The sequence below is a fragment of the Gaetbulibacter aquiaggeris genome (genome assembly GCF_044003965.1).
Lineage (GTDB): Bacteria > Bacteroidota > Bacteroidia > Flavobacteriales > Flavobacteriaceae > Yeosuana > Yeosuana aquiaggeris.
In genome coordinates, this window is sequence record NZ_JBAWKC010000003.1 from 309849 (window position 1) to 333596 (window position 23748).

The 23748-nt window shown below is 32.5% G+C and carries 21 protein-coding genes; 14 read left to right on the plus strand and 7 right to left on the minus strand.

Translation table 11 applies throughout. The features are described 5' to 3' along the window. Positions 1 to 4 precede the first annotated feature (4 nt). The 5 genes from V8G56_RS10605 to V8G56_RS10625 all read left to right on the plus strand — a co-directional run bounded on the left by V8G56_RS10605 (position 5) and on the right by V8G56_RS10625 (position 3640). Positions 5 to 934 carry an aspartate carbamoyltransferase catalytic subunit gene (locus V8G56_RS10605; RefSeq protein ID WP_395438425.1) on the plus strand — a complete coding sequence of 310 codons (930 nt, stop codon included), beginning with the start codon at positions 5 to 7 and terminating at the stop codon, positions 932 to 934. Position 935: 1 nt separating this feature from the next. Then, the gene (locus tag V8G56_RS10610) at positions 936 to 1268 is read left to right on the plus strand and encodes a ribonuclease Z (protein ID WP_395438426.1); all 333 of its coding nucleotides are present in this window, start codon (positions 936 to 938) and stop codon (positions 1266 to 1268) included. 1 nt (position 1269) lies between these two features. Then, a complete protein-coding gene (locus V8G56_RS10615; RefSeq protein WP_395438427.1) occupies positions 1270 to 2178 on the plus strand; it encodes a ribonuclease Z in 909 nt (302 codons plus the stop codon). 154 nt (positions 2179 to 2332) lie between these two features. Beyond that, entirely contained in the window at positions 2333 to 2980 is a 648-nt protein-coding gene (pdxH, locus tag V8G56_RS10620; RefSeq protein ID WP_395438428.1) for a pyridoxamine 5'-phosphate oxidase, read from the plus strand. A gap of 165 nt (positions 2981 to 3145) precedes the next feature. Continuing rightward, positions 3146 to 3640: a CAP domain-containing protein gene (locus V8G56_RS10625; RefSeq protein ID WP_395438429.1), complete on the plus strand. Its 495-nt coding sequence runs from the start codon at positions 3146 to 3148 to the stop codon at positions 3638 to 3640. A 103-nt stretch (positions 3641 to 3743) separates the two neighbouring features. On the opposite strand, the gene fumC is transcribed toward V8G56_RS10625, so the two are convergent. Then, positions 3744 to 5141 carry a class II fumarate hydratase gene (gene fumC, locus V8G56_RS10630; RefSeq protein WP_395438430.1) on the minus strand — a complete coding sequence of 466 codons (1398 nt, stop codon included), beginning with the start codon at positions 5139 to 5141 and terminating at the stop codon, positions 3744 to 3746. 194 nt (positions 5142 to 5335) lie between these two features. Here fumC and V8G56_RS10635 point away from each other — a divergent pair, with 194 nt between their 5' ends. Next, positions 5336 to 5503, plus strand: a complete 168-nt coding sequence (locus V8G56_RS10635; protein WP_395438431.1) for a hypothetical protein — start codon at positions 5336 to 5338, stop codon at positions 5501 to 5503. A gap of 82 nt (positions 5504 to 5585) precedes the next feature. Here V8G56_RS10635 and V8G56_RS10640 read toward each other — a convergent pair whose 3' ends face one another. The 3 genes from V8G56_RS10640 to prfB all read right to left on the minus strand — a co-directional run bounded on the left by V8G56_RS10640 (position 5586) and on the right by prfB (position 9712). Next, positions 5586 to 8117: a TonB-dependent receptor domain-containing protein gene (locus V8G56_RS10640; RefSeq protein ID WP_395438432.1), complete on the minus strand. Its 2532-nt coding sequence runs from the start codon at positions 8115 to 8117 to the stop codon at positions 5586 to 5588. Between the two features lie 115 nt (positions 8118 to 8232). After that, positions 8233 to 8574 (minus strand): arsenate reductase (glutaredoxin), encoded by a 342-nt coding sequence (gene arsC / locus V8G56_RS10645; RefSeq protein ID WP_395438433.1) that lies wholly within the window; start codon positions 8572 to 8574, stop codon positions 8233 to 8235. 30 nt (positions 8575 to 8604) lie between these two features. Further along, positions 8605 to 9712, minus strand: a protein-coding gene (gene prfB / locus V8G56_RS10650) for a peptide chain release factor 2 (protein WP_395438434.1) whose coding sequence is annotated in 2 segments (ribosomal slippage) — positions 8605 to 9648 and positions 9650 to 9712 — 1107 coding nt in all. Because the reading frame shifts where the segments join, the coding sequence is not laid out codon by codon here. A gap of 91 nt (positions 9713 to 9803) precedes the next feature. Here prfB and V8G56_RS10655 point away from each other — a divergent pair. Further along, entirely contained in the window at positions 9804 to 10823 is a 1020-nt protein-coding gene (locus tag V8G56_RS10655) for a threonine aldolase family protein (RefSeq protein ID WP_395438435.1), read from the plus strand. 2 nt (positions 10824 to 10825) lie between these two features. Here the strand turns inward: V8G56_RS10655 and V8G56_RS10660 are convergent, their stop codons facing one another. Next, positions 10826 to 11149: a YbaB/EbfC family nucleoid-associated protein gene (locus V8G56_RS10660; protein ID WP_395438436.1), complete on the minus strand. Its 324-nt coding sequence runs from the start codon at positions 11147 to 11149 to the stop codon at positions 10826 to 10828. A gap of 81 nt (positions 11150 to 11230) precedes the next feature. Between V8G56_RS10660 and V8G56_RS10665 the strand changes: the two genes are divergently transcribed. The 3 genes from V8G56_RS10665 to V8G56_RS10675 all read left to right on the plus strand — a co-directional run bounded on the left by V8G56_RS10665 (position 11231) and on the right by V8G56_RS10675 (position 15918). Then, complete coding sequence (locus V8G56_RS10665; RefSeq protein WP_395438437.1) at positions 11231 to 13291, plus strand: S9 family peptidase; 2061 nt, start codon at positions 11231 to 11233, stop codon at positions 13289 to 13291. An 81-nt stretch (positions 13292 to 13372) separates the two neighbouring features. Next, a complete protein-coding gene (locus tag V8G56_RS10670; protein WP_395438438.1) occupies positions 13373 to 14413 on the plus strand; it encodes a PLP-dependent cysteine synthase family protein in 1041 nt (346 codons plus the stop codon). Positions 14414 to 14658: 245 nt separating this feature from the next. Beyond that, entirely contained in the window at positions 14659 to 15918 is a 1260-nt protein-coding gene (locus V8G56_RS10675; RefSeq protein ID WP_395438439.1) for an aminotransferase class I/II-fold pyridoxal phosphate-dependent enzyme, read from the plus strand. 46 nt (positions 15919 to 15964) lie between these two features. Here the strand turns inward: V8G56_RS10675 and V8G56_RS10680 are convergent, their stop codons facing one another. Together V8G56_RS10680 and V8G56_RS10685 are read right to left on the minus strand one after the other, a co-directional pair. Next, positions 15965 to 17083: a GTP cyclohydrolase gene (locus V8G56_RS10680; RefSeq protein WP_395438440.1), complete on the minus strand. Its 1119-nt coding sequence runs from the start codon at positions 17081 to 17083 to the stop codon at positions 15965 to 15967. Positions 17084 to 17109: 26 nt separating this feature from the next. Beyond that, entirely contained in the window at positions 17110 to 18102 is a 993-nt protein-coding gene (locus tag V8G56_RS10685; RefSeq protein WP_395438441.1) for a transporter, read from the minus strand. Between the two features lie 156 nt (positions 18103 to 18258). Between V8G56_RS10685 and V8G56_RS10690 the strand changes: the two genes are divergently transcribed. From V8G56_RS10690 to V8G56_RS10705, 4 genes are read left to right on the plus strand one after another with little or no spacing between them, the layout of a single operon-like run. Beyond that, a complete protein-coding gene (locus tag V8G56_RS10690) occupies positions 18259 to 18528 on the plus strand; it encodes a DUF4834 family protein (RefSeq protein ID WP_395438442.1) in 270 nt (89 codons plus the stop codon). A gap of 31 nt (positions 18529 to 18559) precedes the next feature. After that, complete coding sequence (locus tag V8G56_RS10695; RefSeq protein WP_395438443.1) at positions 18560 to 20983, plus strand: YfhO family protein; 2424 nt, start codon at positions 18560 to 18562, stop codon at positions 20981 to 20983. After that, complete coding sequence (locus V8G56_RS10700) at positions 20970 to 22253, plus strand: glycosyltransferase (RefSeq protein ID WP_395438444.1); 1284 nt, start codon at positions 20970 to 20972, stop codon at positions 22251 to 22253. The genes V8G56_RS10695 and V8G56_RS10700 overlap by 14 nt, the downstream gene beginning before the upstream one ends. Continuing rightward, positions 22253 to 23719 carry a lipopolysaccharide biosynthesis protein gene (locus V8G56_RS10705; protein ID WP_395438445.1) on the plus strand — a complete coding sequence of 489 codons (1467 nt, stop codon included), beginning with the start codon at positions 22253 to 22255 and terminating at the stop codon, positions 23717 to 23719. The genes V8G56_RS10700 and V8G56_RS10705 overlap by 1 nt, the downstream gene beginning before the upstream one ends. The last annotated feature ends 29 nt before the right edge of the window (positions 23720 to 23748 follow it).

A 23748-nucleotide genomic window follows, 5' to 3' on the forward strand; every position in this document is an offset into this window, starting at 1 on the left:
ATCCATGAGCGAGTTAAGTGTCAATCACTTATTAGGAATCAAATATCTTAACAAACAAGATATTCAACTTATTTTCGAAACTGCAGATCATTTTAAAGAAGTGATAAACAGACCTATCAAAAAAGTGCCTTCGCTGAGAGATATAACCATTGCAAATTTATTTTTTGAAAATTCTACCAGAACAAAATTATCATTTGAATTAGCCGAAAAACGCTTATCTGCAGATGTGATTAATTTTTCATCAGCACAATCTTCTGTAAAAAAGGGAGAAACCCTAATTGATACCGTTAATAATATCTTATCAATGAAAGTTGATATGGTGGTCATGAGACATCCAAACCCTGGAGCAGGAGTCTTCTTATCAAAGAATGTAAACGCAAGTATTGTAAATGCTGGAGATGGTGCGCATGAACATCCTACTCAGGCTTTATTAGATTCTTATTCTATCAGAGAAAAACATGGAGAGGTAAAAGGTAAAAATATTGTCATTGTTGGAGATATTTTGCACAGTAGAGTGGCCTTATCAAATATTTTTGCTTTACAACTTCAAGGTGCTCATGTGATGGTTTGCGGCCCTAAAACATTAATTCCTAAATACATTGATAAATTAGGAGTTAAAGTTGAAACTGATTTACGGAAAGCCTTAAACTGGTGTGATGTAGCCAATATGTTACGTGTTCAAAATGAGCGTATGGATATTAGTTATTTTCCTTCAACACGTGAATATACACAGCAATTTGGCGTTAATAAAGAATTATTAGATTCTTTAGATAAAGAAATAACCATCATGCATCCAGGTCCCATTAATAGAGGTGTTGAAATAACTAGTGATGTAGCTGATTCGAAGCAGTCCATTATTTTGGAACAGGTTCAAAATGGTGTTGCTATCAGAATGGCTGTAATATATTTATTAGCCTCAAAAATTAAACATTAATATGATTTTAGATCAAGACGGAAATATTTCTATAATTACCCAAGAGAAAGCCACTATAGTAGAACTTATAAAAAAAATCCAAGACAGTCACTCGAAAATAAAAAACGATAATGTAATTGTCAACCTATCTAGTTTGAACAAACTGAATATAGAGGATATCCTTGAGTTTTCAGAGATTTCATCTGCACATAAAAAATCTAAGCTTTCTTTTGTAATTGTTACTGATCAAGTTGATATAGATAAAACTCCTGATGAGATAGTTGTAGTGCCCACTTTACAAGAGGCTTATGATATTATCGAAATGGAAGAGATAGAAAGGGATTTAGGGTTTTAATATGAAGTTAACTATTTTAGGTTGCTATAGTGCAACCCCAAGAGCTTTGACAAATACCACTTCGCAAGTTCTGGAAATTAATAATCATATGTTTTTAATTGATTGTGGTGAAGGAACTCAAGTTCAGCTCAGAAAACATAAAATAAAATTCAATAGAATTAAGCATATTTTTATTTCACACTTACATGGTGATCATTTTTTTGGGTTAGCTGGTTTAATTTCGACATTCAGACTCTTAACACGAGAAGCAGATCTTCATATTTATGGTCCTAAAGGCATCAAAGAAGTCATTACACTTCAAATGAAATTAGCAGATTCATGGACCAACTATAAGCTTATTTTTCATGAATTGGTTTCTGATAAATCTGAATTAATTTATGAAGATGAAGAAGTTGAAGTTTATACTATACCCTTAACACATCGCGTATATACGAATGGTTTTTTATTTAAAGAAAAAGAAGGAGAACGAAAATTAGATGTTCAGGCTGCAGAAGAAAGTCATATTGATGTTGCTTATTATAGAAAACTGAAGCAAGGCTTTGATGTGGAAAATGAGGAAGGAACTATTATAAAAAATGAAAGTGTCACTTTTTCACCTCCAAAACCTAAAAGTTATGCTTTTTGTAGTGATACAGCATATAATGAAAGCATAGTTCCTATAATTAAGGGTGTTGATGTTCTCTATCATGAATCTACCTTTTTAGAAAAACATGAGAGCCTGGCAGAGCCAACCAAGCATAGCACCGCTAAACAAGCCGCAAATATTGCTAAAATGGCCAATGTAGGCGCACTCATTTTGGGTCATTATTCCACACGATATGACGATTTAAATGATTTTAAATTAGAAGCTCAAACGGTTTTTGAAAATGTTCATTTAGCTGAAGATGGTAAATTTTTTGAATTTGATTAAAAACTTATAAAGATTGTTCGTTTGCTGTTAGCAGCATATAAATTAAAGTTTTTAAAATAATAATAGTAGTTATTATTAACGAGTAGACTCCACAAATAGCATTTTATGTAAATTTGAAAAAGATATTATTAAATTTATTTAATTAGACTTTAGTATGGATAAAGATTTAGGCAATTATAGAAAATCATACGAAAAAAAACAACTCATTGAAAGTAATATAGGTGATAATCCTATGGAATTATTTCAAAAGTGGTTTTATGAAGTGGATTCCAATTTTGAAATTGATGAAACAAATGCTATGACACTTTCTACAATAGGTTTAGATGGTTATCCAAAGAACAGGGTAGTGTTGCTGAAAAGATATACTTTTGAAGGTTTTATTTTTTATACCAATTATGAAAGTGAGAAAGGAAAGGCGATTGAGCAGAACCCTAATGTCTGTATTTCGTTTTTTTGGCATGCTGCAGAACGTCAAATAATTATTAAAGGAAGCGCTGAAAGAATTGCAGAGAATTTAAGTGATGGCTATTTTGAATCCCGTCCAAGAGGAAGTCAATTAGGCGCTGTTGTTTCAAGACAAAGCGACATTATAGCAAACAGAGAATTTTTAGAGAGTAAACTATCCGAACTTGAATTGCAGTATCAAGGAAAGGAAATTCCAAGACCGCCTTTTTGGGGTGGTTACATTGTTAAACCTGTTGAATTCGAGTTTTGGCAGGGAAGACCCAATCGATTACATGATAGAATTAGATTTTTACTTCAAGATGATTATTCATGGAAAGTAGATCGATTATCCCCATAATTGATTTGATGATAATCCTATTTTAATTTTCACAGACGCATTTTATCGATAAAAAACATATAAATACGACAAAACGTATGTTTTTAATCGAATTTAACATTTCCTTAACACTTATTTCCTGACTAGAGGTTTAATTTTAAAAAACCAAGTTTAACCTACTTTGTCATGAAATTATTAACCAAACTACCGTTATTGGTGTTTTTAGCTGTATTCAGTTTTTCTTGTTCTACAGACAACATCGATGAAAATGCAGAAGCAATGATTCAAGCACTTGTTGTTCCTGAAACTAAATCTATAGAAATAGAAATCTTAGCATTAATTAATAATCATAGATTAAGTATTGGATTAAATCCTATGGAAAATATGGATTTAATTAAATCTCAGGCCTATTCACATACGGAACATATGGTTATTGAAAACGAGGTTTCTCATGATAATTTTTTTGAAAGAAGTAATTTTTTAAAGGCTAATGCTGGCGCTAAAGTAGTATCAGAAAATGTGGCTTTTGGTTATACTAAGGCCGCATCGGTGGTAGATGCATGGTTAAAGAGCGCCTCGCATAGAGAAAACATAGAAGGTGATTTTAGCAATTTTGACGTCTCAGCAGAACAAAATGCAGAAGGCAACTGGTTTTACACGAATATATTTATTAAAAAATGATATAGTTAATTGTAAACGGCATTAATGAAATTAATAGCTCTGATACATTAACAAAAAACCTCGCAATAAATTTGCGAGGTTTTTTTTTATAACTTTAAGAACTTTATTTTAATCCTCCTACCATATCTTCAGGTTTCACCCAAGCATCATAGTCTTCAGCAGTTACATAACCTAATTTAACAGCTTCTTCTTTTAAAGTAGTTCCATTTTTATGCGCTGTATTAGCAATTTCAGCCGCTTTGTAATAACCAATTTTTGTATTAAGTGCCGTAACAAGCATTAATGAATTATTCAAAAGTTTTGTTATAACATCATAATTAGGTTCAATACCTACTGCACAATGCTCATCAAAACTCATACAGGCCTCACCAATTAATTGAGCAGATTGTAAAACATTGGCCGCCATTACAGGTTTAAAAACGTTCAATTCATAATGACCTTGCAAACCACCAACAGAAACAGCCACATCATTTCCTATAACCTGAGCACACACCATAGTTAAGGCTTCACATTGTGTAGGATTTACTTTTCCTGGCATTATAGAACTACCTGGTTCATTAGCAGGAATAGAAATTTCACCAATGCCGCTTCGTGGTCCAGAGGCCATCATCCTGATATCATTGGCGATTTTATTTAGTGATACTGCTAATTGTTTTAAGGCTCCATGAGTTTCTACTAAGGCGTCATGAGCTGCCAGTGCTTCAAATTTATTAGGAGCTGAAACAAAAGGTAATTCAGTGAATTTAGCAATATATTCAGCAACGCGTTTACTGTAGCCTTTAGGCGTGTTTAAACCGGTTCCTACTGCCGTTCCACCAAGGGCCAACTCGCTTAAATGTGATAATGTGTTTTCTAAAGCCTTTAATCCATGATCTAACTGTGCTACATAACCAGAAAGTTCTTGTCCTAAAGTCAAAGGCGTGGCATCCATGAGATGGGTTCTTCCTATTTTAACCACATTTTTAAAAGCTTCAGACTTTTTCTTTAATGTATCTCTTAATTGTTTTACACCAGGAATGGTTGTTTTAACTACTTTTTTATAAGCCGCAATATGCATTCCTGTTGGAAAAGTATCATTTGATGATTGTGATTTATTGACATCATCATTAGGTTGAATCACTTTTTCACCTTCACCAACAATTCTCCCGGCCAGTTGTTGTGCTCTATTGGCTATAACTTCATTCACATTCATATTACTTTGTGTGCCTGATCCGGTTTGCCAAATCACTAACGGAAATTGATCATCATGTTGTCCTTCCAAAATCTCATCGCATACCTGAGCAATTAAATCTCGTTTTTCAATAGGTAAAACCCCAAGTTCACAATTAGTAAAAGCCGCCGCTTTTTTAAGATAAGCAAAACCATAAATAATTTCTAAAGGCATGGACGCAGAAGGACCAATTTTAAAATTATTTCTTGAACGCTCAGTTTGTGCCCCCCAAAGTTTATCGGCAGGGACTTTTACTTCACCCATAGTATCTTTTTCTATTCTGAATTTCATTAGAGTAGTGATTAAAAATTGAATTACAAAGTTAATAGTTTTCAGAAATTTTATTATGATATATGTTGGTTTTTATTGTTTAATAAGAAGGAATACTTTTGAATAATTATGTTAATAAATCTTATGTATAGTTTTGTATAAATACTTGCTTTACATTATATTTGCTTCATATTTTTAAAAAGGCACTTACAATTATGTTTACATTTGAACAATATTTAGGATTTTTAGCATTTTTAACCATTTTAACTATCGGTTTTTGGTTAATGATTTTTTTAATAACCTTTGTAATTCCTTATTGGATTGTGGGTTCATCAATAGAACGTATTAAAGAAATAAGAGCTGAAAGAAAAGCTAAGGATTAGAAGTAATTATTTGTATAATATTATTCATATATAAAAAAAAGGAAGCATTTTGCTTCCTTTTTTAATTCTTATATTTTTGAGCTTAACCTTCCATATCAAAGTCGTCTCCACCATTTCCACGTTGACCATTATCACGATCTCGTTTCTTACTCTGGTTAAATCTATAAGTGAAAGACAAGTTAAAACTGCGTTGTCTCCTTTGATATTCACTATAAGATTTAAAAGTAGGTGTAGTGGAAGTTGTTTGGCGTTTTCTAGTATTAAACAAATCACTAACATTAAAAGCTAAAGAAGCTCTTTCATTAAAAAGATCTTTACTAAATGCTAAATCAGTAGAAAGCATGCCTTTGTTTTTATTTTGAGCATCTTCACTGGGACCCATATAGAAGATACGTGTTTGCCAGTCTATATTCCCTGGCAAGGTATATTTGCTATTAATTCTAGCAAACCAACTTAAGTTGTCTGCATCAAAATTGGTTCCATTATAATCTCCTCTGGTTTTTGATTGAAAGAGATTCAGGTTTCCGTTAACATTCCATTTTTTATTTGGCCGATACGTAAGTGTAAACTCAAAACCAAAACGGTCGTTTGTAGCTAAATTAATTGGAGAACGTCTTATGACTGGTACTTCTGTACCACCTATTATGACAGTTTCACCTGTATCCTCAGTAATAAATGTAAACACATCAGTAGCATGTGTATAATATATAGAAGAGTTTAGCGTGAGTTTTCCAAACTTGTTTAAATAACCTAAATCGACTTGATTAGAATAACTAGGATCTATATCGGGGTTTCCTTGGAATAGATTAGTAGCACTACTTCTTGATGGAAAAGGATTAATAAAACGGGATCTTGGTCTACTTATCCTTCTATTATATCCAAGAGTAATTGATTGCATTTCGTTAATTTCAAAACCTAAATTTATGGTTGGAAATAATCCTAAATAGTTCTTTGCCTCATAATCCCCGCTTGTTACTTGATCAATTTTAATTCTTGTTTGCTCCATTCTCAACCCTAAAAGATAAGAAAACTTATTTTTTATCTTACTCCCAAACTGTGAATATACAGCATTAACATGTTCTGTGTAGATTAAATTATTACTGACATTAGTGTCTAAAATATAATCACCATTCTCTCTAAATTCTAAAGTATAGTCGGTATCTAATTCATTAAAATTACCTCTATAACCAAACTCCAACTGACTAACATCACCTAATGGCAAAATATAATCTGTTTGAAGTAATACCCTGTTTTGTTCTTCTAGTGTTTCAACTCTTTCTGCCTCATCCCCATCTTGAGATATGACTGATTTTTCGTCTTCCTTACTATTTTCAATTTGAAAATCAAATGTTAGTTTGTGTTCTGAGTTACCGTCAAATTGTTTATCAAAATTTAAAGAATATTGGATTGTTTTATCATCTTCCAATTCAGGATCGAATCTATAGGATTGATTTAACAGCCCACCATTTTGGTCAAGTTCTATAATTGAATTAGTGGTTTCGCTTTCATTATTACTATCTCTGTAAACTAATGATGTTGTTAAAGAAGCCGTATCATTGATATACCATTCAACTCCAGTATTAGTGCTGAATCCTTTACTTTTTCTATCAAAATCTCTATATTCATTTAAAAATGTACTTGGGGCGTCAGCGTTAAAATATTCAGTATTAGTAGTAGATTTACCAGGTGATTCTCTGTAATTGTAACTCGACGTATTGAAAAAATTAAAATTGCCCGTACGGTAATTAATATTTCCAGAAGCCCCTGCAGATAAGGGAAACCCAGTATTTAATGTTATTGCACCATTTAAGCCTTGAAGTTTACTTCTTCTGAGTATAATATTCAAAATTCCTGCTGTACCTTCGGCATCATAACGAGCAGATGGAGACGTAATAACTTCCACGCGTTCTATTGATTCTGCTGGCAATTGGCGTAAAGCATCAGTTGAATTAAGACCTACTAAACCAGACGGTTTGCCATTTATTAGAATGCGAACATTATCATTCCCGCGTAAAGCAACATTTCCTTCTACATCAACAGATACGGATGGGATATTATCTAAAACATCACTAACCGTTCCACCTCTCACAGTTAAATCTTTACCAACATTATATATTTTTTTATCCAGTTTTAATTCAACCGTAGTTCTTTCGGAAATTATTTCAACTGCTTTTAATGCTTCTAAGTTGATATCCAAATAAAAATTACCAAGATTTTCATCTTGAGTGAGTATTCTATTCTTAATCGTTTGCTTTTTATAAGAAATATATTCAATCGTTATGTCATACACACCAGCTTTTACAGAAATTTTAAAGTGGCCTTTGGCATCTGTAATACCACCCGTTTGAATTTTATTTTCAAGTCTATCAAAAAAGCTTACTGTAGCATATTCAAGTGGCTCCTTGGTTTCATTGTCAAAAACAGAACCAGTTATAATAACGTCATTAAGCAAGTTATTTAATGAGTTTTCGGTTTCAGTTTCGTTTGGAGTAGCTGAACTAATTTTAATCAAGTTCTCTGCATTTGGAAATTTAGAATTATCAACTGATGATTGAGAATTTACAGAATGAGATAAAAATATGGCAATTAAAGTAATGATGAAATACCTAAACATTATTAATTTTTAGCTTTAGACTACAAAATTACCTTAAAGTTTAAAAGCCAGCGGTTAATTTTATGTTAAAAGAAAAACCAAAAAGATTAAACAAAAAATAATCTTAATTATTTAATTAGAGGATTTCAAGAATTTTTTCTGTTGGTCTGCCAACAACCCCTCTGTTTTCATTGATCACAATAGGTCTTTCTATTAACTTAGGGTTGTTAAGCAGAATATCTATAATCTCTTCATCAGATAGCGTTTTGTTTTTAAAATTTTCTTTCCAAATAGTTTCGTTTTTTCTAACAAGCTCAATTGGTCTAATTCCCAACATATCAATAATTTTTTTTAATTCTTCAAATGTTGGGACGGTTTCAAGATAATTTATGACTCGATACTCTTTCCCTGAATCTTCCAATAATTTTAATCCTGCTCTAGATTTTCCACATCTGTTGTTGTGATATATTTTTATCATGATTTTGTTTTTTATTTGTTATTACAAAAATTACAATGAATTATCCTCTTCTTTTTGACCCATCATCATTAAATAGGATTTTAAAAAGGGGCCAATATCACCATTCATAACAGCATCAACATTACTGGTTTCATGAGCGGTTCTCACATCTTTTACCAGTTTATAAGGTTGCATGACATAATTGCGAATCTGACTTCCCCATTCAATTTTCATCTTGCCAGCTTCAATGTCCTCCCGTTGTGCTAATTGCTTTTGAAGTTCAATTTCATAAAGTTGTGATTTTAACATTTGCATAGCTCGAGATCTGTTATCGTGCTGTGAACGTGTTTCTGAACATTGAATTTGAATGCCTGTAGGTTTATGAGTTAACTGAACTTTAGTTTCTACTTTATTGACATTTTGCCCACCAGCACCACTGGAACGCGCTGTTGTAATTTCAATATCTGCTGGGTTGATTTCAATCTCTATAGTATCATCAACCAATGGATAGACATAAACTGAAGCAAAACTGGTATGACGTTTGGCATTGCTGTCAAAAGGGGAGATTCTCACTAATCTGTGAACACCATTTTCACCTTTTAACCAACCAAAGGCAAAATCGCCCTCAATTTCCAAAGTCACGGTTTTAATACCGGCTACATCACCTTCCTGAAAGTTTAATTCTTTGACTTTAAAACCACTTTTTTCGGCATACATCAAGTACATACGCATGAGCATACTGGCCCAATCACAACTTTCGGTACCACCTGCACCTGCCGTTATTTGTAATACAGCACTCAAACTATCGCCTTCTTCTGAAAGCATATTTTTAAACTCAATATCTTCAAGAAGTGTATAGAGTTTGTTATATTGTTCTTCTACCTCTGGCATTGAAGTTTCCCCTTCTTTATAAAACTCATAAAGAACTTCAAGGTCTTCTAAAAGTGATTTGGATTTATTATAATCTTCAACCCATTTTTTTTTAACACGTAATGATTTCATTATTAATTCAGCAGATTTTGAATCATTCCAAAAATCTGGAGCAAAAGTTTGCTCTTCTTCGTTTTGAATTTCTATAAGTTTAGCATCTACGTCAAAGATAGTGCCTTAGTTTATCAAGGCGGGTATTAAGAGATTTGATCTGATCTGAAGTTATCATTAATAAGAATTTTTTGTAAAAATAAGATTTAAAGATTTAGAGAAAAGTAAATGTTATTTTAATTTTATAGATTTACTAGCAAATATAATTTATGATCATAGATTTAAGAAGTGATACGGTAACAAAACCAACAAAATACATGTTGGAAACTATGATGCAAGCTCAAGTGGGTGATGATGTGTTTAGTGAGGACCCTACGGTAAATCAGTTAGAAAAAAGATTGGCTAAAATGTTTGGAAAATCAAGAGCTGTGTTTTTTCCTTCTGGTACTATGGCAAATCAAACAGCTATTAAGCTACATACCAATCCTGGGGAACAAGTTATTTGCGATAAATATGCGCATATCTATAATTATGAATCTGGTGGTGCCTCCTTTAATAGTGGGGTGTCCTGCCGGCTTTTAGATGGTCATAGAGGCATGTTTACTGCAAGCCAAGTAGTTGAAGCTATTAATCCAGATGCTTTTTATTACAGTCAGACAAGCTTGGTTGAAATTGAGAATACAACGAATAAAGGAGGTGGTGCCTGTTGGGATTTTAGTGAAATATTAAAAATAAAAGAAGTTTGTAAAGCGAATAACTTAGGGTTCCATTTAGATGGCGCTCGTATTTGGAACGCTTTAGTTGTTAAAAAAGAAAGTCCACAACAATACGGTCAAGTCTTTGATACCATTTCGGTGTGTTTAAGCAAAGGTCTAGGTTGCCCGATAGGCTCTGTGCTCATTGGTGATGAAGGAATTATGAAAAATGCTATTCGTATTCGAAAAATATTTGGTGGTAATATGCGTCAGGTGGGTTATTTGGCGGCCGCCGGACTTTACGCATTAGAGAATCATATAGAAAGACTATCAGAAGATCACAAAAAGGCAAAAGAACTTGAAAAGCTTTTATCTGAGTTGTCTTATATCAAGGTGGTTGAACCTGTGGAAACCAATATTGTTATTTTTGAATTAAACAACACGATTAAAGAAGCAGATTTTACGCAAAAATTAAAGGAACACAATATTTTAATTATTAGTATGGGAAGTAATAAACTGCGTATAGTAACCCACTTAGATTATACGGATGACATGCATGAAAAAGTTCTGAAGGTTTTAAAAAATCTAATTTAATTTTACTTAAACATATCCATTCCTGGTATATCTGGCAATCCTTCTTTGGCTACGGCAGCCAATTCTGCTTCGTTTACTTTAGTCGCTTTTTCTATTGCTTTATTAAGCGTCAATATTAAATAATCTTCTAGTTCTTCTTTGTTTTTTAATAAATCTTCATCTATAGTAATAGATTTAATGGTCCGGTTGGCTGTTAAGGTAATTTTTAACCTTTCATCAGTGCTTTTTTCATCAATTAGAACCGTATCTAATCTTTTTTTAGTGTCTTCAACTTTCTTTTGGGTTTCTTTTAATTTTCCCATCATATTCATCATATCTCCAAACATATTTTTATAATTTTTAATTCATTACAAAACTATATAATTTTTATATTTTTGGGACATAATATTCTATAACAAATAATTCCTTTGAAAAAAACAATTAAGCCTCCAAAAGCTAATAAAATACCAAAGACTCTAGAAATTCATAATGATATTAGGATTGATGATTATTATTGGTTAAATGACAAGGAAAACCCCGAAGTTATAGCATATTTAAATGCTGAAAACGCCTATACTAAGGAAATGATGGCGCATACTGAAGACTTTCAAAAAGCGCTGTTTGAAGAAATGAAAGGCCGAATAAAGGAAGACGATACTTCAGTTCCTTATAAGTTAAATGGGTATTGGTATATGACGCGTTATGAACAGGGAAAGGATTATCCTATTTATATTCGTAAAAAAGAAACTTTAGAAGCTGCTGAAGAAATCCTGTTTGATTGTAATGAGATGGCAAAGGATCATACTTATTTTAATTTGGGAAGTATTGCCATAAGTCCAGATAATAAAATGGCTTGTTTTTCAACAGATACTGTGAGCAGAAGGCAATATACTATTCAAATCAAAAATTTAGTCACAGGTGAAATTTATTCAGACATAATTTTAAACACCACTGGAAGTGCCGTTTGGGCCAATGACAATGCCACTTTATTTTATAGTATGAAGGATGAAGTTACTTTGCGTTCTCATAAAATTTTAAAGCATTCTTTATTCACAGATTCAAAAGAAGATAAAGTCGTCTTTCATGAAAAGGATGAAACCTATAATACCTTTGTTTATAAATCGAAATCTAAAAAATATATTATCATAGGTTCTTCCAGTACTTTAACCTCAGAGTATAGAATATTAAATGCCAATACCCCAAATGCAAAATTTAAGATATTTCAAAAACGAGTGAGGGAATTAGATTATAGTATTGCCCATTATAATGATCATTTTTATGTTATTGCTAATAGTGACGGCGCCAAGAACTTTAAGCTATTGAAAACCGAAGAAAATAAAACTAAAAAGGAGTTTTGGGAAGAGGTAATACCTCATAGAGATCATGTTTTAATTGAAGATATTGAAATATTTAAAGATTATTTAGTGATTAACGAACGTGAAAATGGCTTAAATAAATTAAGAATTATGAGTTGGGATGGAAAGGAAGATTATTTTTTACCATTTGAAACAGAAACCTACACGACTTATATTGGTAACAACCCGGATTTTGATAGTGACGTTTTAAGGTATGGTTTTAATTCATTAACCTCTCCAAGTTCTGTAATTGACTATAATTTCTATACTAAATCCAGTGAGGTCAAAAAGGAACAAGAAGTTTTAGGAGATGATTTTAATAAGGAGGATTATGAATCCAAACGGATATGGGCAATAGCCAGAGATGGAGTGAAAGTACCTATTTCATTGGTGTATAAAAAAGGAATCAGCTTAAATGGCGAAAATCCATTACTCCTTTATGCCTATGGCTCATATGGTTCTACAATTGATCCTTCTTTCTCGTCAATTAGGTTGAGCTTACTAAATAGAGGGTTTATTTATGCCATTGCTCATGTTCGAGGAGGTGAGTATCTTGGCAGACAATGGTATGAAAATGGCAAACTACTCTCAAAGCTCAATACTTTTCATGATTTTATTGATTGTTCAAAATATTTAATAGAACAACAATACACCTCAAATAAGCATTTGTATGCCTACGGGGCTTCGGCTGGTGGTTTATTGGTTGGAGCTGTAGTAAATATGAATCCAGAATTATATCATGGTGTTTTAGCTGCCGTACCTTTTGTAGATGTGGTAACAACTATGCTTGATGATACCATTCCATTAACAACAGGGGAGTACGATGAATGGGGTAATCCTAATATTATAGAATATTATAATTACATGAAATCCTATTCACCTTATGACAATATTGAGGCAAAAACTTATCCAAACATGCTGGTTACAACAGGTTTATATGATTCTCAGGTGCAATATTGGGAGCCTGCAAAATGGGTAGCAAAACTTAGAGAGCTTAAAAGGGATAAAAATAAATTACTTTTCCATATAGATATGGATTCTGGACATGGAGGCGCTTCTGGCAGATTTGAAAGCTTAAAAGAAGTGGCTTTAGAATATGTCTTTTTGTTAGATTTGGAAGGAATTCATTGTTAATAAAAAAAAATGTTTTATTTTTGCTTGGTTTAAGATACCTTAATTTTTTTACTTAGTTAAAGTGTCTTGTAAAAAGCATTTATGAAACACAGAAATCAGGTTTTTGACAATGTATTAGATTTGGTAGGTAAAACACCACTTATTAAACTTAATAAAATGGCCTCACAGTTTGAAGGAAATTTCTACGCAAAGGTAGAATCTTTTAATCCAGGTCACTCTTCAAAAGATAGAATAGCACTTTACATCATTGAGCAAGCAGAAAAACAAGGGATTTTAAGTCCTGGAGATACCATTATTGAAACTACCTCTGGAAATACTGGTTTCAGTATAGCTATGGTTAGTATCATTAAAGGATATGATTGTGTTTTAGCGGTAAGTTCTAAATCTTCAGCAGATAAAATTGACATGCTTAAAACCATGGGAGCAAAGGTATATGTTTGCCCGGCGCATGTGAGTGCAGATGATCCTAGATCTTATTATGAAGTAGCTAAAAGGTTGCATAGTGAAATAAAAGGGTCTGTATATATTAATCAATATTTTAATCAACTTAATATAGATGCCCATTATGCATCAACGGGTCCGGAAATCTGGAACCAAACAGAAGGCAACATAACGCATTTGATCGCTTGTAGTGGTACCGGTGGTACTATTTCAGGTACTGCTAAATATTTAAAGGAGCAAAATCCTAATATTCAAGTTATTGGTGTAGATGCCTTTGGTTCAGTTATTAAAAAATATCATGAAACCAAAGAATTTGACGAGCAAGAGATTTATCCATACCGAATTGAAGGACTTGGAAAGAATTTAATTCCAACAGCGACCGATTTTGATACCATTGATGAATTTGTCAAAGTTACCGATGAAGAAAGCGCCCATACGGCGAGACTAATCGCCAAAACGGAGGGCTTATTTGTGGGATACACCTCTGGAGCGGCTATGCAGGCTATTAAGCAATTAGGAGAAGAAGGACGTTTTAAGAAGAATGATTATGTAGTGGTTATTTTTCCAGATCATGGATCACGTTATATGAGTAAAATATATAGTGATAAATGGATGAAAGAACAAGGCTTTTTTGATAGCATAAATGTAGAAGCAGCGCAAAGTATTGAATACATAAAATAGAGTAATCTCCATAGATATTAAAGAGATAGTATTGTGAAAAAACAAATTGCTATCTCTTTTTTTATTTTATTAATAATTCCGGAGTAAAAATTATGTGCAAACAATATAAATATTTAATTTTGCTCCAACTAACTAAGAATATAAAGCTTTAAAGGTTGCGCTTGATAATTTTCAAATTTTATGTAACCTGACTCTTTTCATTAGAAGTTATATTGAATTTTTTAATAGCATTAACATAAATATTAATGAAAGATTTATTTGAAAAAATTTATAAGGATAAAGGACCGCTAGGAAAGTGGGCATCACAAGCTGAAGGATATTTTGTATTCCCAAAATTAGAAGGTCAAATCTCTAACCGTATGAAGTTCCAGGGTAAAGACGTGATTACCTGGAGTATTAATGATTATTTAGGTTTAGCCAATCATCCTGAGGTTAGAAAAGTAGATGCTGAAGCAGGAGCAGCTTATGGTTCGGCCTATCCGATGGGAGCACGTATGATGTCTGGTCACACAGGTCTTCATGAAATATTACAAAATGAATTAGCTGAATTTGTTAATAAAGAAGCAGCTTATCTTTTGAATTTTGGTTATCAAGGGATGGTTTCAACCATTGATGCCTTAGTTAATAAAAATGATATTATTGTTTATGATGTAGATGCGCATGCTTGCATCATTGATGGTGTGCGTTTGCATATGGGAAAACGTTTTACGTATAAGCATAATGATGTTGAAAGTTTAGAAAAGAATCTAGATAGAGCCACAAAAATGGCAGAACAAACTGGAGGAGGTATTTTGGTTATTTCTGAAGGCGTGTTTGGTATGCGTGGTGAACAAGGAAAATTAAAAGAAATAGCTGCATTAAAGAAGAAATATAACTTTAGGTTTTTGGTAGATGATGCTCATGGTTTTGGAACCTTAGGGAAAACGGGTGCTGGAGCGGGTGAAGAACAAGGCGTGCAGGATGATATTGATGTGTATTTTGCAACTTTCGCGAAATCAATGGCTGGTACGGGTGCTTTTATTGCTGCTGATAAAGAAATCATTGATTATTTAAAATATAATTTACGTTCTCAAATGTTTGCAAAATCTTTACAAATGCAATTGGTAGTAGGGGCACGCAAGCGTTTAGAAATGCTTAAAACAATGCCAGAACTAAAAAATAAGTTATGGGAGAATGTCAATGCATTACAATCAGGTCTTAAAGAAAGAGGATTTGATATTGGCACTACTCAAAGTTGTGTAACCCCAGTATATTTAGAAGGTAGTATTCCTGAGGCAATGGCTTTAGTAAAAGATTTAAGGGAAAATTTTGGAATATTCTGCTCAATAGTGGTATACCCGGTTATTCCTAAAGGTTTAATCTTATTAAGATTAATACCTACAGCTACACATACTTTAGAAGATGTACGAATTACTCTTGATGCTTTTGATGCCATAAGGTCAAGACTGGAAAACGGTACCTATAAGCGTTTGTCAGCGGCAGTTATGGCCGCCATGGGTGAATAATAATATATGACAAAAAAAAGAGCCACTCAAAAAGTGGCTCTTTTTTTTATAAAGTTTTTCTAAATGTTTTTCTTCTTCTGTATACTTCAGGAGAAAAATGTTTCCAAATTTGATGTATCGCATAATTGTCTTCTAACTCAGGCGTTCTGTAGCACGTTTGAATCCCTTTTTTAGTAAAAACATTATAATATTCATTAAAAATAACGGCGTGAACACCTTTGTTTTGGTATTCAGGATCAATACCAATTAAATAAAAGATCACGTCTTTACTGTTTTTTTTCGCATCAAGAATGTGTAAAAATCCAAATGGGAATAATTTGCCCTGAGCTTTTTGCAATGCTTTAGCAAAAGCCGGTAAAACGATGGCAAAACCAATTAAATTATCATCCTTATCAATGATGAATTTGATGTATTCGGGATTCACAAAACTTATAAATTTTTTCTTAAAATAATCTTTCTGAATATCAGTGATTGCCACAAATGATGATAATGAGGCGTATGACGTATTAAATAAATCAAACATTTTATCTACATAAGGCATCACCTCAGACGTTTTGGTAAATGATAAAGCTGTTAAATTATAACGCTTCTTAATTAATTCCTGAGCTTTTAAAAAGGTCTCAGGTTTAACATTTGCAAAAGGGAATCTACTTTCGGAATATGATTTTTCAATTTTATAGTGTGCCGCTTCATAGTGTTTGGCATAATAGGGATGGTTATACCAGGTAATCATGGGCGCAATAGCATCATAACCTTCAGTTACAACACCAACCTTATCTAAATTTGAAAAACCAACAGGACCTTCAGCATATTCTAAATTATTTTCCTTTCCAATATCTTCAATTTTAGAAAATAAGGCTTTGGAAACATCCAAGTCATCAATAAAATCAAACCAGCCAAAGCGCATTTTCTTTTGGTTTTGATTTTTCACCTCTAACCAATTAATAATTGCCGCAATGCGACCAACCAATTCGTCATTTTTATATGCTAAGAAAAATCGAGCTTCAGCATCCTTAAAAACCGGATTCTCCTTTTTGTTAAAAGTTTTAATTTCTTGACTAATAATAGGAGGGACCCAATATTTTGAGTTTTTATATAACTTAAAAGGAAATTTAACAAACTCCTTTAATTCCTTTTGAGTTTTCACTTCTTTGATTGTAATCATTCTATAATGAGATATCTGTATCGTTATTAAAAATCTTCTTTTTTCCTTTTATGTTTCTTATTGTAGTCCTCTATAACTTTCGTTGTTTTTTTACCTCTGGATTTTCTTTCTCCTTCCTGTTTGGCAGAGTTGCCATTATCAATCTCTTTGTCTTTATGGAAATCCAATCTGAAGGAAGCCCCTAAATTAACGCTAAAAACGGAAGGGGTGTCTTTGGTATTGAAGGTTACGGCTGAATCCAATTGGAAATCTTTACCCCATAAATAAGCACCGCCAAATCTAAAAAGATTATCCGCATAAAAATCACTTTGAATTCCCTGAGTTTCTCCAAATATTACCCATTTTGGGCTAAATGAATGGGTAAGTGTCAATATATATTGAAAATCTGATTGATCGGTACCTATTCTATCTTTTATAAAATTCATTACAAAAACCCAGCCTCCAGCTAAATTATTCTGTGTTGCAATCATAATCTTAGGACTAAAACCTTCTATCCCTTGAGCAGTATATGGGTTGTTTTTTGTGTCATAATTAGCTCCTGCATAAACTGAAACCGCAGGAATTAATGAATTCCACTTAAAGCTGTGATTTGCTTTCCAGCTATATAGATTTGGTTTTTCATTTTCAGAATTCTTGTAAGGGTCGTAGATTAAATATTTTGCCCCTATGGTTACAAATTTAAAATTAGAACGGGGTTCATCAAAAGCAATGCTTGAAAAATATGTTTTAGTGTCGTTTTGATAGGTTCCTTCAATATTTAGCTCTAACTGTTCCCATAAAAGGCCATATCGAGCAGCGAAATCTATTCCGAATCCAGAAACTTCTGTTTTTGTTGCTGGTGTTCGTTTTTCATTAAGTATATAAGGACCAATTTCAAATTGTGCCACATTCGTCCCAACTGAAAAGGCACTTCTAGAAACGCCAGGTCTGTTTGAATTTATGACATCTGTATATTGACTAAAGGTTTTTAAAGATGATAGGCATAAGATAAATAAGAAGGTAGATTTGATTAGCTTCATAATTTAGGTTTTTGAATTTTATAGCATTATAAAATTATAAGACAATTTATTAAGTGCCTGATTAAAGGTATTCAAATATAGAGATTTTATAGTTTTTTTATCATTTTTGACTGTTTTTTAAAAGTATAGAATTGTATTTTTGTTAAAAATTAATTTATGCTACAATTTGCATCTGCAACTGGGTTTATTAGAACGATACTAATCATATTAGTAATTTATTATGTTTTAAAAGTACTATCTAGGCTGTTTGCACCATTATTAATAAAATTTGTTGCGAAAAAAGCAGAAGAGCGTTTTGGAGGGCCATCTCAAAAACAAAATGAACCACCTAGAAAAGAAGGTGAAGTCACAATTGATAAAGTTCCAAACACTAAATCTTCAAATAAAAACGTAGGAGACTATATTGATTACGAAGAAATTGATTAATTTTCGGAATCATAGATTTTAATCCAAATTCATGCAATTTTCCATAAAACGAGTACTGCCACACCTATTAGTTTTAGTAGGTTTTGTCATAATTTCATTATTATATTTTAGTCCAGTTCTTCAAGGCAAACAAATTTTTCAGAGTGATATCATGCAATATATTGGCATGAGTAAACAACAAAGTGATTTTAGAGCTGAAACCGGAAAAGAAACGTATTGGACTAATAGTGCTTTTGCGGGAATGCCAACCTATCAGTTAGGGGCCAAATACCCTCACAATTATATTAAGAAATTAGATTTAACGCTTCGTTTTTTACCTAGACCCGCCGACTATTTATTTTTATATTTTTTTAGCTTCTATATACTTCTGTTAGTTTTAAAGGTTGATTTTAAACTGGCAACGCTTGGGGCGCTTGCTTTTGGATTTTCTACTTATTTAATTATTATTTTGGGCGTTGGTCATAATAGTAAAGCACACGCTATTGCTTACATGCCATTAGTTTTAAGTGGTATCTTGCTAACCTTTCAGAGGAAATATATCTCTGGCTTTTTGCTGACCACCCTAGCTATGGGTTTAGAATTGGTAGCGAATCATTTTCAAATGACCTATTATTTAATGTTTTTGGTTATTATTTTAGGCGTTGTCTATTTAGTTGATGCTTATAGAAATCAAGATTTAAGGCATTATTTTAAGGTTTTTGGTATTTTACTTGTCGCTGTAATTATATCTGTGGCCCTTAACGCAACTAACGTATTGGCTACAAAGGAATATGTTAAAGAAAGTACACGAGGAAAAAGCGAACTGAGCATTAATCCTGATGGTTCTTCAAAAGAAGTAACTTCTGGTTTAGATAGAGATTATATTACCCAGTTTAGTTATGGTTTTGCCGAAACATTCAATTTGTTTATACCCAGATTTATGGGTGGTGGTAATGGAGAAGATGTTGGAAAGGACTCCAAAACGTATACCGCTTTTAGAACACTGGGTGCAACCCCGGCACAAGCTTTAGAAGAGTCTAAACGAGCGCCTATGTATTGGGGAGATCAGCCCATAGTTGAAGCACCTGCTTATGTTGGAGCCGTCGTGTTATTTCTTTTTGTTCTTGCTTTATTTTTAGTTAATGGCCGCTTAAAATGGTGGCTTGTTGGTGGTTCTGTTTTTGCCTTACTATTATCCTACGGAAAAAATTTAGGATTTTTAACCGATTTCTTTATTGATCATATTCCACTTTATAATAAGTTTAGAGCCGTGACCTCTATTCAGGTTATCTTAGAATTATGTATTCCTGTTTTGGCTGTTATGGGATTAGTAAAAGTATTTAATGCTAACGAAAATAAGGACCAAAAGTTTAAAGCACTAAAATACACAGCAATAATTACGGGTGGTATATCATTGGTTTTCTTATTGTTTAAAACTTCATTATTCGATTTTGTGGGAGTTAATGATGGGTTTTATCGTCAGAATTACGGACAAGCATTTATTGAAGCTATTAAAGAAGACCGAAAAACTATTTTTAATCAAGATACAATAAGAACTCTTGTTTTGGTTTTGCTTTCTGCAGGTACAATTTATATGTATTTAAAAGATAAGTTAAAAGAAAAATGGGCTATCGTAATTTTTGGAATTCTAATATTGTTTGATCTTGTTGGGGTAGATAGACGCTATGTCAATAATGACGATTTTGTTTCTTCAATTCAGGTAAACAAGCCTTTTGTGGCAAATGAAGCCGATAAATACATTTTACAAGATACCAGCTATTATCGTGTATTCGATTTAGTAGGCGGTGCTGCAAAACCATCCTATTTTCATAATTCGTTAAATGGGTATAATGCGGCTGAATTAAAGCGTTATAGTGAGTTGTTTGATTTTTATGTGGTCAAAAACAACTTAAAGGTACTTAACATGCTTAATACTAAATATATTATAGTTCAAGATAGTTTGGGTGCTGTTTTTCCATATACCAATGAAGAGGCTAACGGCAACGCGTGGTTTATCAAATCTTTAGAAAAAGTTAATTCTGCAAATGAGGAAATATTAGCATTAGAAAATTTAGACAATAAAAACAAGGCTGTATATAACTTAGAAATTAACAGCCTAAAAGATAATTATAGTCTGGATTCTTTAGCTTCAATAAAACTTATTAAACACCAACCAAACTATTTAAAATATTTGTCAAAAAATAAGCATGAAGGTTTTGTGGTCTTTTCTGAAATTTATTATCCTAAGGGATGGAAGACTTTCTTAGATGGTCAAGAAACGACTCATATGCGTGTAAATTATACCTTGAGAGGCATGGAAATTCCTGCTGGTGAACATATCATTGAGTTTAAATTTGATCCGGAAGTTGTAAAAACAGGCAGCGCCATTTCTTTAGGGAGCTCCATTTTAGTTGGTATTTTGGTAATTTTAGGTTTACTATATCAACTTAAGCAAAAAAAGAATGACAGTGCGTAAAAAAGCACTCATTATAACCTATTATTGGCCACCTGCCGGAGGGCCGGGCGTGCAGCGTTGGTTAAAATTCGTTAAGTATCTACCCGAATTCAATATAGAACCCATTGTCTACGTCCCTGAGAACCCAAATTACCCCATCATTGATACAAGTATTCTGAGTGAAGTTCCTCCAGACCTCAAAATTATAAAACAACCCATTTCTGAGCCTTATAAATTTGCGCAAATTCTTTCCAACAAAAAATCAAAAGACATCAGTAGAGGTATTATTTTAGAGGCAAACAATCAAAATTTATTAGAAAAAATCATGCTTTGGGTAAGAGGCAATCTCTTTATACCTGATGCACGTATAGGTTGGGTAATTCCGTCAGTAAAGTTTCTATCAGAATATATTGAAAATGAAAAGATACAAACCATCATTACTACCGGACCACCACATAGTTTGCACCTCACAGGGTTGCGATTAAAAAAACAGCTAGGAGTGAAGTGGATAGCGGACTTCAGAGATCCATGGACGAGCATTGGTTATCATAAGGAGTTAAGGTTAACCAAAAGATCTCAACAAAAACACAAATTATTAGAGAAGGAGGTTTTAACAGGTGCTGATCAAGTTATTGTCACCAGTTTGGTTACAAAAGAAGAATTTAAAAGCATCACCAATAAGCCAATTCATGTCATTACCAATGGCTATGATATGGTGCCCTCTGAAAAAGTGACATTAGATATTAAATTCACCATATCTCATATTGGCTCATTACTTTCAAAACGAAATCCTGAGGTCTTATGGAAAGTATTAAATGATATCATTAAAGAAAACGAAGATTTTTCTTTAGATCTTCAGCTTAATTTTGTGGGACTCATCAGTGAAAATATACTTGATTCCATTGATAAAAATAATTTAAGTAATTATATTAATAATGTGGGTTATGTGTCACATAAAGAAGCTATTATGTTTCAAAAAAAATCTCAAATACTCTTGTTGATTGAAATAGATTCTGAAGATACTAAATGCATCATCCCCGGAAAATTATTCGAATATATGGTCTCTGGCAGACCTATTATTGCCATTGGTCCAAAAGCATCAGATGTTGAAACCATTATAAAGGAAACCAATACAGGCGACTATTTATACTATGATGATTATAACGTTTTAAAAAATATTATCTTAAATCATTATAAGGCATTTAAAAAAGGGGAATTACGCACCAACCCAATTGGATTGCAAAAGTATCACAGAAAATTTCTAACAGAATCTTTATCTAAATTAATATAATGGGAATCGTTGCGTCACAATCTATTAAAAATACGGTCACTACCTATCTGGGTTTTGGAATAGGAGCTATCAACGTTCTGTTTTTATTTACCAATTTTATTAGTGACACTTATTTTGGGCTCATCACCTTTATGCTCTCTACAGCAAATATTATGATGCCTTTAATGGCGTTTGGTACAAATAATACGATTATTAAGTTTTATACAATTTTTAAGACAAGGCAGTCTCAAAACAGTTTTTTAACCTTAATGCTATTTTTACCTTTAGCGATTATCATACCTTTAGGGCTCATCGGGCAGTTCTCATTTGAAGTTATCAGTAATTGGCTCTCTCAAAAAAACGCAATTATTAAGGACTATTATTGGCTCATATATATTTCTGCGATCAACTTTGCCTATTTTGAAGTGTTTTATGCTTGGAGCAGAGTGCAGATGCAAAGTGTTTGGGGAAATTTTATGAAAGAAGTATTCCACAGATTGGGAACTACCATTTTATTATTTTGCCTGTATTTTGAGTGGATAAACGTTGAAGAGCTGATTGATGGCATCGTCGGGATTTATTTTTTGCGCATGCTTCTTATGGCAATTTATGCTTTTAGTTTAAGGCAACCTGTTTTAAAATTTCACCGGTTTAAAAGTTTGTCACGGGTATTAAAATATACCGCTTTGATTATTGTAGCAGGTTCTGTAGCTAATTTAATTTTAGAAATTGATAAATTTATGTTGGGTTATTATGTTGATATAGAAAAAGTAGCTTATTACGGAGTTGCTATATATATTGCAAGTGTGATAGGGGTTCCACTGAGATCTTTACACCAGATCATTAGTCCAGTAACCGCTAAATTATTAAATGAAAATAACACGATTGAATTAGAAAAATTATACAAAAAAAGCTCTTTAAATTTATATATCATAGGAGGCTTTATTTTTCTGGTAATTATTCTGAATATTAATGAATTATACTTGCTTATTCCGGAAAAATTTAGTGGGGGATTGTTAATTGTCATTTTAATCGGAATCTCTAAACTTATAGATAATTTATTAGGGAACAGTAATGCCATTTTGTTTAATAGTGATTATTATAGAATGGTATTATTGTTAGGTGTGTTTTTAGTGATCACAACCATTGGATTAAATATGATTTTTATACCTATCTACGGAATCAATGGTTCAGCATTCGCCACCTTTATTGCTGTTGTTGCCTATAATAGTGCTAAAATTTTATTTGTGAAATATGCTTTTAAAATCACGCCATTTACCATAGAAACATTAAAAACCACCTTTCTTATTTTAATCTGTGTTGCCGTATTTTATTTTTGGGAATTTCCATTTCATGCCATTATAAATATTGCATTAAAAACAATATTGTTTACAGCTTTCTATGGGTTCGTAGTTTACGTGTTTAAACTTTCTGATGATGTTTCTAAGATTTTAGATACTCTATTAAAACGTGTTGGTATTCAATAAAAACAGAAAACCCTGCGAAGTTGCTTTGA